Consider the following 13,642-nt stretch of genomic DNA (forward strand, 5'->3'; position numbering starts at 1 on the left):
CCTCTCATTAATAACTTTAATTAAACCACGAGGTTAACTAATTTATTTGGAACCACAATTTCTTTTTTTGTTGGTCCGGTTAAGAATTGTTGAACTTCTGGTAGAGCTTTAGCTTGAGCTAATAGATCTTCCTTAGAAATATCAACAGAAACTTCAAGTTTACCGCGAAGTTTACCATTAACCTGTACAACAATCGTTTGTGTATTGCGTGTTAACGCAGAAGCATCAACTTCAGGGAATGTTGCTGCCGTAACATCTGTACCAAATTGAGCCAATAAAGTTTGGCTTAAATGCGGTGCAAACGGTTCAAGTAAAGTTAATAGTGTTGTGATTGCTTCACGTTCTACAGCAATGTCATTGTCATCTTTTGCTTCAAACTTGTTGCTCGCGTTTAACAACTCCATTAAAGCAGCAATCGCAGTATTGAATGCATGACGACGTTCAATATCATCACTTACTTTTTGAATAGTTTCGTGTGTTTTACGACGTAAGTCTTGAGCATCTTTAGATAAATTAGCTGTATCGATTGTAGACGCTGAGTTACCTTTTTCAAGGAAGCCAGCTACAAGGCGCCATACACGTTTCAAGAAACGGTTTGCACCTTCAACACCTGCATCAGACCATTCTAAAGATTGATCTGGTGGAGCAGCAAACATCATGAATACACGAGCTGTATCTGCGCCGTATTGATCAATAATCGCTTGTGGGTCAATACCGTTATTTTTCGACTTAGACATTTTTTCTTGTCCGCCGATCACAACTTCTTGGCCGTCGCCTGAATATTTTGCAGAAAGAATACGACCTTTCTCATCACGTTCTAATTCAATATCAGCTGGGTTGAACCAAGTTTTCTTGCCATTTTCTGCTTCACGATAGAACGTATCTGCAAGTACCATGCCTTGAGTTAACAAGTTGGTAAATGGCTCATTACCTTGTACAACGCCTTCATCACGCATTAATTTGTGGAAGAAACGTGCATAAAGTAAGTGAAGAATTGCGTGTTCAACACCACCAATGTATTGGTTTACAGGAAGCCAGTTTTGAGCTGCTTCAGGTTTAACCATACCACCAGTAAAGTCTGGAGATGCATAGCGTGCATAGTACCAAGATGACTCTACGAAGGTATCTAAAGTATCTGTTTCACGGCGTGCATCGCCACCACAACAAGGACATTTAGTTTCATAGAATTCAGGCATTTTGTTCAGCGGATTACCTGAACCATCTGGAACAACGTCTGTTGGTAATACAACTGGAAGCTGGTCTTCTGGAACTGTGACTTGACCACAAGTATCACAGTTAATCATTGGAATTGGACAACCCCAGTAACGTTGACGAGAAACACCCCAGTCACGTAAACGGAATTGAACTTTAGAGTTTGCTAAACCTTGTGGTTCTAATTTTGCAAGGAATGCGTCAAACGCAGCTTGGAATTCTAAACCGTCAAACTCACCAGAGTTAACAAGTTTACCTTCTTTAGAACCGTACCATTCTTGCCACTCAGTTGCAGAGTAGTCTGCATCGTCAGCGCCTTTGGCATCGATCACTTGCTTAATTGACAAGTTGAACTTGTTAGCAAATTCAAAATCACGTTCGTCATGCGCTGGTACAGCCATTACTGCGCCAGAACCATAAGACATTAATACGTAGTTTGCGATCCAGACAGGAAGCTCTTCACCAGTTACAGGATGTTTTACAAACAAGCCTGTTGCCATGCCTTTTTTCTCGGCTGTTGCCAAGTCCGCTTCTGCAACTGAACCCATGCGGCACTCTTCAATAAATGCAGCCAATTCAGGGTTGTTTTCAGCAGCTTTAAGCGCGAGAGGGTGTTCTGCTGCAACAGCAACATATGTCACACCCATAAGCGTGTCAGCACGTGTTGTGTAAACAGTTAAGCCGTCAGCATAAATTTCGGTATTGGCAGATGGGAAAGTAATTTCCATACCAGTAGAGCGACCAATCCAGTTACGTTGCATGGTCAACACTTGTTGAGGCCAGCCGTCTTGTAATGTGTCAAGATCGTCTAATAATTCTTGTGCATAATCCGTAATACGGAAGTAGTACATTGGAATATCACGTTTTTCAACCAATGCACCTGAGCGCCAGCCACGCCCATTTTCAACTTGCTCGTTTGCTAAAACTGTTTGGTCAACCGGATCCCAGTTTACTGTTGAAAGTTTACGGTAGATCAGGCCTTTTTTATAAAGCTGAACAAATAACCATTGTTCCCAGTGATAATACTCTGGTGTACAAGTTGCGAATTCGCGATCCCAGTCTACAGATAGGCCTAATTTTTTTAATTGGTCACGCATGTAAGCAATATTTTCAAATGTCCATTTTGCCGGAGCAACTTTATGGGCAATTGCTGCGTTTTCAGCAGGTAAACCGAATGCATCCCAACCCATAGGTTGTAATACAGTTTCACCTTTTAAACGGTAAAAACGGCTAATTACATCGCCAATTGTATAGTTACGCACATGCCCCATATGCAGCTTGCCGCTTGGGTAAGGAAACATTGACAGGATGTAGCGATGTTTACCTTCGACAGTGTCGGCAACTTTAAAGACTTTACGATTTTCCCAATCTTGTTGAACTGATGGTTCAATCGTGTTTGCTTGATATTCGGGGTCAATGTGAGAAATAGTCATAGACGTAAGCTATACAACGAAAATTGAAATGAAAGATTGCTGCACAGCATAGCGCAAAATAACAGGAAATGTCAGTTTTTAGATCAGGATTTTATCTTTTAATATGAGCAATAAACATTTCTCAATCTATTCTTCTTTATTTTAAATAATAAAGGAGTGATGAAAATATTCACCACTCTCATTTTACTTATCGCGCTGTTGTAGCGGATGGGGTAGGTGCTACAGGTGGAACAGCTACTGCTGGTGCATTTTTTTCCTGTGCGACATTCGTTGCCTCTTGCACTACTTTATCTGTTTTATCTTGAGATTGTTGTTCTGGGGAAGGTGTCGAATTTTTTACGAATGATTGGCTACCGTAAGTTGAAACTTTGTTCAAATGTTTTGCACTCTTAGGTGGTGGAGTCGTGGTGTAATGGGTGGAGCCATTTTTATCCATCCATTTGTAATATTGCTGTGCCTGACTTTGGCTTGAGCAAACTAAAATCACTGTTGCAACTGCCGTATATAAGCTTGTTTTTAAATAAAATAAATTCATATTAGATATTCCCCAAAGAAAGCTGGCTATATTTAAATAAAGTTCAGAAATAAGCAATTTACAATGCATGGTTTTATATAAAAAAGACAAATTATTTTTAATAAATAGAGGGTAGAACTACCAAATTTACGATTCAACTTTAGATTAAAAAAGAAGCAGCTAAAATTTTTTATGGAAAAACCTTTTCTTTAATCTTGACTTTAGTGAATTAAACAACAAAAATGCTTCCTTTAGTTTTATATGCGATTATTTGATCACCCTTCGAATAACCGTCATGTTTTGTAATAGACATTCTCTCTAGCCGAGAGATTGATTTTACTTAAAGTATGTATATCCAGACATGCTTTATTAATGTTAAAAAAGCTTATACGGCTGAAAAACAGAAATTTTTCTATTGCAACGAAAACTAGACAATATGTGTGCTATAACAGTGCAGACAATTCAATGAATGAAACACTATTTGTGCCTTCCATAAATAGTGATAAAGATTTTAGGGTGAATCACGTTGGAACTTTTATCTGGTGGTGAAATGCTCGTTCGTGCTCTTGCGGACGAAGGCGTTGAACATGTTTTTGGTTATCCAGGCGGCGCTGTATTACATATTTATGATGCGCTATTTCAACAAGACAAAATTAATCATTACCTCGTACGTCATGAACAAGCTGCTGGTCATATGGCAGATGCTTACTCGCGTGCTACAGGTAAGACTGGCGTAGTACTGGTCACTTCTGGACCTGGCGCAACTAATACTGTGACTCCAATTGCAACAGCTTATATGGACTCAATCCCAATGGTGATTTTGTCTGGCCAGGTTGCATCACATCTTATTGGTGAAGACGCTTTCCAAGAAACTGATATGGTGGGTATTTCACGTCCGATCGTGAAACACAGCTTCCAAGTTCGTCACGCAAGTGAAATTCCTGCAATTATCAAAAAAGCATTTTATATCGCATCAAGTGGTCGCCCTGGCCCTGTTGTAGTCGATATTCCTAAAGATGCGACAAATCCTGCAGAAAAATTTGCGTACGAATATCCTGAAAAAGTGAAGATGCGTTCTTATCAACCACCTTCACGTGGTCATTCTGGTCAAATTCGTAAAGCGATTGATGAGCTTTTAAGTGCAAAACGCCCTGTAATTTATACAGGTGGTGGTGTTGTTCAAGGTAATGCATCAGCATTATTGACTGAATTGGCTCATTTGTTGGGCTATCCAGTGACAAATACACTTATGGGTCTTGGTGGCTTCCCAGGTAATGATCCGCAGTTCGTGGGCATGTTGGGAATGCACGGTACTTATGAAGCAAATATGGCGATGCATAATGCTGACGTCATTCTTGCAATTGGTGCGCGCTTTGATGACCGAGTAACCAATAATCCTGCAAAATTCTGTGTGAATGCAAAAGTTATTCATGTTGATATTGATCCGGCGAGCATTTCAAAAACGATCATGGCGCACATTCCGATTGTAGGGGCGGTTGAGCCTGTACTTCAGGAAATGTTGACGCAGTTGAAACAATTGAATGTGTCTAAGCCTAACCCAGAAGCAATTGCTGCATGGTGGGATCAAATTAATGAATGGCGTAAAGTTCATGGTTTGAAGTATGAAACACCTGCTGATGGCACGATGAAGCCACAGCAAGTTGTTGAAGCTTTATATAAAGCGACTAATGGCGATGCCATTATTACTTCGGATGTGGGTCAACACCAAATGTTTGGTGCGTTGTATTACAAGTACAAACGTCCCCGTCAATGGATTAACTCAGGCGGATTAGGCACCATGGGCGTAGGTTTACCTTATGCAATGGCAGCTAAGTTAGCTTTCCCAGATCAACAGGTAGTTTGTATTACCGGTGAAGCTTCAATTCAGATGTGTATTCAAGAGCTTTCAACTTGTAAGCAATACGGTATGAATGTGAAGATCTTGTGCTTAAATAACCGTGCTTTAGGTATGGTTAAACAATGGCAAGATATGAACTATGAAGGTCGTCATTCAAGCTCATACGTTGAATCCCTACCTGATTTTGGCAAATTGATGGAAGCTTATGGTCATGTGGGTATCCAGATTGATCATGCTGACGAACTAGAGTCAAAGCTTGCTGAAGCAATGGCGATTAATGATAAATGTGTATTCATTAATGTCATGGTTGATCGTACAGAACATGTTTATCCAATGCTGATCGCAGGTCAGTCAATGAAGGATATGTGGTTAGGGAAAGGGGAGCGTACATAATGAGACATATTATTTCTGTACTCGTTGAAAACGAAGCTGGTGCGCTTTCTCGTTTGGTAGGTTTATTCAGTCAACGTAACTATAACATTGAGACGTTGAATGTAGCCCCGACCGAAGACCCAACTTTATCGCGTTTGACGTTAACGACTTATGGTGATGACCATAAGATTGAACAGATTACAAAGCAGCTCAACAAGCTTGTTGAAGTTGTAAAAGTAGTAGATTTATCAGAAGGTTCACATATTGAGCGTGAACTGATGTTGATTAAAGTAAAAGCGTTAGGTGCTTCACGTGCTGAAATTAAGCGAACAGCGGATATTTTCCGTGCGCAAATTGTCGATGTGACACCAACTACCTATACCATTCAAATAGCAGGGACAACTGAAAAATTAGATGGTTTTATCGATGCGCTTGCAGAAAACACTATTCTAGAAGTCGTTCGTTCAGGTGTATCAGGTATCGCCCGTGGCGAAAAAGTATTAGCCATTTAATTTTTTAAAAAGTATTTTAGCGGAGAACACAAATGCAAATTTTTTACGATAAAGACTGTGACTTATCAATCATCCAAGGCAAGAAAGTAGCGATTGTTGGTTACGGTTCTCAAGGTCATGCTCATGCACTTAACCTTAAAGACTCAGGCGTAGACGTAACTGTAGGTTTACGTGCTGGTTCAGCTTCTTGGAAGAAAGCTGAAAACGCTGGTCTTAAAGTTGCAGAAGTGCCTGCTGCTGTTAAGCAAGCTGACCTCGTAATGATTTTGACTCCAGATGAATTCCAATCACAACTTTACCGTGACGTGATTGAGCCGAACATCAAAGAAGGTGCAACTCTTGCATTTGCTCATGGTTTCTCAATTCTTTATAACCAAGTTGTTCCACGTAAAGATTTAGATGTAATCATGGTTGCTCCTAAAGCACCTGGTCACACAGTTCGTTCTGAATACCAACGTGGTTCAGGTGTTCCAGACCTAATCGCAATTCACCAAGATGCTTCTGGTAATGCACGTAACGTTGCTCTTTCTTATGCTTCAGGCGTAGGTGGCGGCCGTACTGGTATTATCGAAACTTCATTCCGTGAAGAAACTGAAACTGACTTATTCGGTGAGCAAGCAGTTCTTTGTGGTGGTGCAGTTGAACTCGTGAAAATGGGCTTCGAAACTTTAGTTGAAGCTGGTTATGCTCCAGAAATGGCTTACTTCGAATGTTTACACGAACTTAAATTGATCGTTGACTTGATGTTCGAAGGCGGTATCGCTGACATGAACTACTCAGTATCTAACAATGCTGAGTACGGTGAATATGTAACTGGTACTGAAGTAATTAACGAACAATCTCGTGAAGCAATGCGTAATGCGTTGAAACGTATCCAATCTGGCGAATACGCGAAGATGTTCATTCAAGAAGGTGCATTAAACTACCCATCTATGACTGCTCGTCGTCGTCAAAATGCTGCACATGGTATTGAAGTAACTGGTAATAAGTTACGTGCAATGATGCCTTGGATTCAAGCAAACAAAATCGTAGACAAAGAAAAGAACTAATTTTCTTTTTCTAAAGCTTCAAAAGAACCCTGCTACTACGCAGGGTTCTTTTTTTATACTGTTTTTATTTGAATGTGAAAAAGAGCGATTAGGTCAACTTGACCAGATTAAAGAAATTCTATATTTTTCATATAATTGGCTGCTTAATTTTTAGTTACTCTATTGATTTATAAAGTAAAAAATACTTGACCAAAATATAGATAATGTTATTGTTTATAACTGACTAAAAACGTCAAATTTACTAAAATTTTTTTAACATGTTTAATTTTTAATTGTATTTTGGGCAATGAGTTGAACAAAATAAAAAAAAGTATTGAATAATCATGGAAGTCCACTATGGGTCATGTTGATTACGATAGCACATTGATCGTCGGCTCTTTTTTTGCAGCTGGCTTCATTTGCTATTTTGTGATTTCCATGGAGCAATTAATATTCAAGCAAGTTTATAAAAAATTTGAGTCCTTAATTCTATTTATCAATGGCTTATTGCTCGCATCAGCAATTAGTATTGTTCATATTATTGGTATACAAGCTTATCATCTGTCTGAAGCAGTTAACTCGAATATTCCTTTGATTACTGTTTCATTTGCCATTAGTGCTTTGCTATCGTGCATTGCCATGTGGTTGACTTCGCGTTTTACGCTCCCTTTATTCCGACTCATTTTAAGCTCTATTATTATGGGAATTGGAATTTCAGCTTCATATTACATTAGTATGTTGGGCTGGAATATTAATATCTATAAAAAAGATTACACCTCGTTCTTGCTATTATTTTCTATATTAATTGCGATGAGTGGCTCAGGGCTGGCGTTTTTATTAGCCTATAAATTAAAAGACAATGAACGTTACCGCCTAACTTTAAAAATCGCATTTTCGGTTATGATGACCTTAAGTATCATGGGAATGCACTATACTGCACTGATTGCGACGAATATCACTGATAAATTTATTAGCCAATATCAGGCCGAACATGACTTATTATTATTTACGATTATTTTAGTCACGTGTCTGGTACTCGTAGCAAGTTTTATTGTCGCGATGTTAGAGCAGAGGCTCACTCAACAAAATTTAGAGTTACGTAAGGCGAATAAAGAATTAGCTAACTTATCTATACTGGATAATTTAACCAAACTACCCAACCGCCTTTACTTGGTTGATTATGCAGAAGTATTGCTTTCAGATCATCGATATAAAGATCAGAAAATTGCTTTTTTATATATTGATTTAGACCGTTTTAAATCGGTGAATGATGCATTTGGGCATCATGTGGGTGATCAATTACTTATTCAAATGGCAAACCGTTTACATTGGCAACTCAATGAAAAATGTAAATTGCTTAGAATCGGTGGCGATGAATTTTTACTTATTGCAGAAAATACTAATGCAGATGAAGCGGTGGTTTTGGCTGAGAAAGTTTTACAACTGATTCAGGAAAGCTATCAAATTTCTGGTAAGGAAATTAATATTTCTGCAAGTTTGGGGGTGGCACTCTTTCCCGAGCATGGACAAAATGTTCAGGACTTACTCATGAATGCTGATGCCGCCATGCTCATGTCTAAAGAACAAGGTCGGAATACATATACAATCTTTAGTTACTCAACCCATCAGCAAGAAACAAGAAGTCAGTCAAAACTGATCAATGATCTCTATAAAGCCGTAGAAGAAAAACAGTTCATCTTATATTACCAACCAAAATTTAATACGAATCTTGAAGTCTGTGGAGTTGAAGCCTTAATCCGTTGGAATCACCCAGCCTTAGGAATACTTACTCCACATATGTTCATTGAGGGTGCGGAAAAAACTGGTTTAATCATTCCAATGGGGTATTGGGCACTGGAGCAAGCTTGCCTACAAATTCAAGCGTGGGAACGCAGTAATACACCGTTTTATCCAGTTGCAGTGAATCTGTCAGCATTACAGTTTGAAAATAAAAAGTTATTTAGTACGCTCGAAGCATTGTTAAAAAAATATCAAATTCAACCTCATCACTTAATTGTTGAAATTACAGAATCTACGGCAATGCGTCATATCGACTTGAGTATCCGAGCCTGTGAGCGGTTACGTGATATGGGAATTCGTGTTGCTATTGATGATTTTGGAACAGGGCATTCGAGCTTCTTATATTTAAAAGATTTGCCTGTAGACGAATTGAAAATTGACCGGGGCTTTATTGTTGATTTAAAACCTGGTTCAAAAGAAGAAGTTATTCTAGAAAGTATTATTCATTTAGCTAAAAAGCTAGGTTTAACGGTAACGGCAGAAGGCGTGGAAACTCAGCAGCAGGTTGAGATTTTGACGCGTTTAGGATGTCAGCAATTTCAGGGTTATCTATTGGGAATGCCTGTTCAGGTTGATCAACTCATTGAGTCTCAAGGGGCTAATTTTGTTTAACCTTTTATATATTAATTTTGTTTAATTTATTTTGTTAATTTTCAAACTTTCCTATTAAAAAGCGGCTGATCGACCTAGGTCTAATCTTTAAAAAAAAAGATACGCTTAAAGAGAATACGTGCCTATTCAGTTGCAAAGAAAAGGTTAAGCATAAATATATAGTTTAAGAGAGAGTGTCTTGTTACATGCTCATTTAGATGGGATTGTGTAGTTAATATTTTTTGAAATTGAAAAAGCTTTAGCCCAAAGCCCATCAAGTTATAGTGTGCTATTGGAAGTGTTTGTTAGTGAAATTTATATAATAATTTTAATAACTTATATAAAATATTTGAAATGGATGTGTTAACTTTTCATTTATTATAGAGAATAAAATACTTTGGATATAATAATTTATTAGTATATTTAAATAAAATATATATCATTACTGAATAATTACTTTAATGAATAGATAGCTCGAGCTAAAAGATTATAAAATTTTCTTATTGATTTTATTAAGTTTATAAAATAATTGGACTTAAAATAGAGAGTGTTGATTAAGGTTGACGTGAAATGCTTTTTTAAAAAATAAGATCTTTAAATTTATAGGGGGTAAAAAATGAGTGAATTGGGTTTAACTTGGTGGAGTAGGAGGTTATGCTCCACCAAAATTAAGATTATTGTTTATTTTTGTTAAATTATAAAAAGTTAATTAATTTATATATTAAATAGTTGCACACTCTCGAACCTTCTCGAAATTAATGATTTTATTTATATAAGACCATGTTTTCTCTGAGTTGATTTTTGATTTATTTATAGTGCCATCAATAATGATGCCATCGACAATATTAAGGAAGAGTCCTGTAAGGATTTGTTTATTCTCAACTTCTAGTTCTGAAAAGGTTGAAAAAACTAATTTATAAATCCAATCTCGATATTTATTAATTTGATATTTAATAGATGGATACAATTGCATGACTTCAATCGTTGCTTTCTTAAATAAGCAACCATTAAAATCATCTGTATTGATCCAGTCGACATACCAGTTGAAAATACTTTTAAGTTTAATTAATGGATCATCAATATCATTAACTTGATCAAATAAAGAAGTTTGGACTTCTAAATTTCTTCGATGAAGACATTCTTCAATTAAGGCTTCTTTAGAAGAGAAATATTTATAAAAAGTCATTTTTGCCACGTTTGCTTCAGCAATAATACGATCAACCCCAATAGAGGTATAGCTTTTCTGGTTAAAGAGGGTAGTGGCTGTTGTTATAATAGTTTCTCTTTTTGACATCGGTTTCCCCGTCATAAAATATTTTTGATTAACTTTGCTATTGTAAAGTATGAAAGCTTAAATAAATCTTATTTAATGATATTTAAAAAATTATATTTATTCAATAGCTTGATTTGTTATTGAAAACAATAAAATTATTTCTAATTGGCAATAATTTACTTTTTTTAAATATTATTAATTAATTCGTTGATTTGTTGAGTTAATAAACATAATATAAAATTGTTAAGTTTAGGTTCGTGGAATTTATTTTAGCAATTGAATGCAAAATTGGAATAAAAATAAGGCCATATAACTTAACTATAAGAAAAACTTTTTACTGAGAATGATTATGTCAAAAAAATTTGAAGACTTTAATAATCCAAGAGAAAAAGCATTGCAAGGGATGAGAAATAGTATTCCTGCAAAACAGTGGGAAGAGAATTTACAATTTCTTAAAGATTTAAGAAGTAAAATTGCAAAACTACCAGTTTCTAGACATCCTGCAATTGAAGTATTAAATAATGGATATCTCGATAAGAAGAGTTTGACTCATATTCATTTAGAATATCGTCATGCAATTGTACAAATTTTTACAGATGCTTTATTAAAGGCTCAGTTTCTGACAAAACAACTGGAACCTAAACTCCATTCTGGAGCTAAAATGTTTCCAAGAGTATTATTAAGTTTAAATATACTTGATGAGTTTGGTTTTCGTCCTGGTTTAGGTAAGGATAATTATTATTTGGGGAATCCTGAATATGCACATTATCCATTATATGAAGATTTACTTAATGATTATGGTTTAACAGAGCTTGATCGTCATAACTTTAAGCCATCAAAAATTTCAGATCAGGTTAGATCATTTTTAGAATCTTCTTATGATAGTTATATTAATGTAGTCGCTTTACTAGCTGTTGCAGAGGAAGAGGTTATTCTTTTTAGTCCTCCATTACGTCAAGCAACCAAATTTGTGAATATTGATGTTGAAGGTGGTGGGTATTACCATGTGCATGGTGTATCTACTGATGAGACATCTGAAGCTGCTGATGATGACCATCAAGATGATCTTTGGTTCACTTTAGCGCAAGCAATTACCAAAGATGATTATGAAGGCTTAACGAAGCTATGTATTGAATATTGTGCGTTATGGAATGAGTTCTGGGATGCACAAATTGCCGATGTTCAGTTTATAGAAGAAAAGAAACTGGCATAAGATATCCTCCTAAGCCCGAAGAAAGCCCATCTAAGATTGTATGGGCTTTTTTTAATTATAAAATTTCTAAGATGCTAAGCTACATTCTCAAAAAATATCTAAAAAGCTTATGAGTAGCTCATGGCTTATCAACAATCATTAAACACTTCTATAAATCTGCTACAATTACGCCAATTTTTATTTTGATCGACTTTAGGTCTTTGGCACTGCAATCTCCGCAGTAGGTGTATTTCATGAGTTTTAAAGATGAGTTAGCGGCACAGGTTGCTCAACGCCGCACATTTGCCATCATTTCCCACCCCGATGCCGGTAAAACCACCATGACAGAAAAATTACTGTTATGGGGTAAAGCAATTCAGGTTGCAGGGATGGTAAAAAGTCGTAAATCTGACCGCGCAGCTACATCTGACTGGATGGAAATGGAAAAAGAGCGTGGTATTTCGATTACCACGTCTGTTATGCAGTTCCCATATAAAGGTCACACGATTAACTTACTCGATACACCGGGGCATGAAGATTTCTCGGAAGATACTTATCGTACCCTAACCGCAGTTGACTCTGCGTTAATGGTAATTGATGGTGCAAAAGGTGTCGAAGAACGTACCATCAAATTAATGGAAGTTTGTCGTATGCGCGACACTCCTATTATTTCATTTGTAAACAAGATGGACCGTGAGATCCGTGAGCCGCTTGAGTTACTTGATGAAATTGAAAATGTCCTCAATATCCGCTGTGTGCCGATTACATGGCCATTAGGGATGGGACGTGATTTTGCTGGTGTATACAACATTATTGAAAATAAATTGTATGTCTACAAAGCGGGCTTTGGCTCAACCATTACAGATATTGAAGTCCGTGATGGTTATGATCATGCGGATATTCGTGAAAAAGTAGGTGAGTTGGCTTGGGCATCTTTTGAAGAGTCGCTTGAACTTGTGCAAATGGCGAATGAGCCATTAGATCGCGAATTATTTTTACAAGGTAAACAAACTCCGGTTCTATTTGGTACGGCATTAGGTAACTTTGGTGTTGACCATGTATTAGATGCTTTTATGGACTGGGCACCTGAACCTAAAGCACATCCTACACAAGAGCGTGTGGTTGAAGCGAAAGAAGAAGGTTTCTCTGGTTTTGTATTTAAAATTCAAGCCAACATGGATCCGAAACACCGTGACCGTATTGCCTTCATGCGTATTTGCTCAGGTAAATATGAAAAAGGTTTGAAGATGAATCATGTACGTATTGGTAAAGATGTTCGTATTAGTGATGCTTTGACATTCCTTGCTGGTGAGCGTGAACATTTAGAAGAAGCATGGCCAGGCGATATTATTGGTTTGCATAACCATGGCACAATTCAAATTGGTGATACTTTTACCAGTGGTGAAAATTTACATTTCACAGGTATTCCTCACTTTGCGCCAGAGATGTTCCGTCGTGTGCGTTTAAAAGATCCATTGAAGTCAAAACAATTGCAAAAAGGTTTGAAAGAGTTGTCGGAAGAAGGGGCGACTCAGGTATTTATGCCACAAATCAGCAATGACCTGATTGTGGGTGCGGTAGGTGTGCTTCAGTTCGATGTGGTTGCTTATCGTTTGAAAGAAGAATATAAGGTTGACTGTGTTTATGAGCCAGTAAGTGTTAACACAGTTCGCTGGATTCACTGTGATGACGAAAAAACTCTGAATGAGTTTAAGAAGAAAGCACATGATCAACTTTCTATCGATGGCGGCGGACACTTAACCTATCTTGCGCCAAGCCGAGTGAACTTGCAGATTATGCAAGAGCGTTGGCCTGATATTCAGTTCCGTAACACACGTGAACACTGATCATTTTAAT

General features: G+C 37.2%; 9 protein-coding genes. 6 read left to right on the forward strand and 3 right to left on the reverse strand.

What is annotated here, in order from left to right; translation table 11 throughout:
- Nucleotides 1-20 precede the first annotated feature (20 nt).
- The gene (gene leuS / locus F886_RS05245; protein WP_005302318.1) at nucleotides 21-2,645 is read right to left on the reverse strand and encodes a leucine--tRNA ligase; all 2,625 of its coding nucleotides are present in this window, start codon (nucleotides 2,643-2,645) and stop codon (nucleotides 21-23) included.
- A gap of 187 nt (nucleotides 2,646-2,832) precedes the next feature.
- Nucleotides 2,833-3,180, reverse strand: a complete 348-nt coding sequence (locus F886_RS05250; RefSeq protein WP_005302320.1) for a DUF4124 domain-containing protein — start codon at nucleotides 3,178-3,180, stop codon at nucleotides 2,833-2,835.
- Nucleotides 3,181-3,685: 505 nt separating this feature from the next.
- Here F886_RS05250 and F886_RS05255 point away from each other — a divergent pair.
- From F886_RS05255 to F886_RS05270, 4 genes are all read left to right on the forward strand, one after another.
- A complete protein-coding gene (locus F886_RS05255; protein ID WP_004794658.1) occupies nucleotides 3,686-5,410 on the forward strand; it encodes an acetolactate synthase 3 large subunit in 1,725 nt (574 codons plus the stop codon).
- A complete protein-coding gene (gene ilvN / locus F886_RS05260; RefSeq protein WP_001215920.1) occupies nucleotides 5,410-5,901 on the forward strand; it encodes an acetolactate synthase small subunit in 492 nt (163 codons plus the stop codon). The genes F886_RS05255 and ilvN overlap by 1 nt, the downstream gene beginning before the upstream one ends.
- 32 nt (nucleotides 5,902-5,933) lie before the next feature.
- Complete coding sequence (gene ilvC / locus F886_RS05265; protein WP_004794656.1) at nucleotides 5,934-6,950, forward strand: ketol-acid reductoisomerase; 1,017 nt, start codon at nucleotides 5,934-5,936, stop codon at nucleotides 6,948-6,950.
- A gap of 336 nt (nucleotides 6,951-7,286) precedes the next feature.
- Complete coding sequence (locus tag F886_RS05270) at nucleotides 7,287-9,341, forward strand: bifunctional diguanylate cyclase/phosphodiesterase (RefSeq protein ID WP_005302322.1); 2,055 nt, start codon at nucleotides 7,287-7,289, stop codon at nucleotides 9,339-9,341.
- A gap of 700 nt (nucleotides 9,342-10,041) precedes the next feature.
- Here the strand turns inward: F886_RS05270 and F886_RS05275 are convergent.
- Entirely contained in the window at nucleotides 10,042-10,614 is a 573-nt protein-coding gene (locus F886_RS05275; protein WP_005302328.1) for a TetR/AcrR family transcriptional regulator, read from the reverse strand.
- A gap of 328 nt (nucleotides 10,615-10,942) precedes the next feature.
- Between F886_RS05275 and F886_RS05280 the strand changes: the two genes are divergently transcribed.
- Together F886_RS05280 and F886_RS05285 are read left to right on the forward strand one after the other, a co-directional pair.
- Nucleotides 10,943-11,806 (forward strand): hypothetical protein, encoded by an 864-nt coding sequence (locus F886_RS05280; protein WP_005302331.1) that lies wholly within the window; start codon nucleotides 10,943-10,945, stop codon nucleotides 11,804-11,806.
- A gap of 233 nt (nucleotides 11,807-12,039) precedes the next feature.
- A complete protein-coding gene (locus F886_RS05285; protein WP_005302333.1) occupies nucleotides 12,040-13,632 on the forward strand; it encodes a peptide chain release factor 3 in 1,593 nt (530 codons plus the stop codon).
- Nucleotides 13,633-13,642: the final 10 nt, after the last annotated feature.

Source organism: Acinetobacter sp. NIPH 542, from assembly GCF_000369825.1.
Lineage (GTDB): Bacteria > Pseudomonadota > Gammaproteobacteria > Pseudomonadales > Moraxellaceae > Acinetobacter > Acinetobacter oleivorans.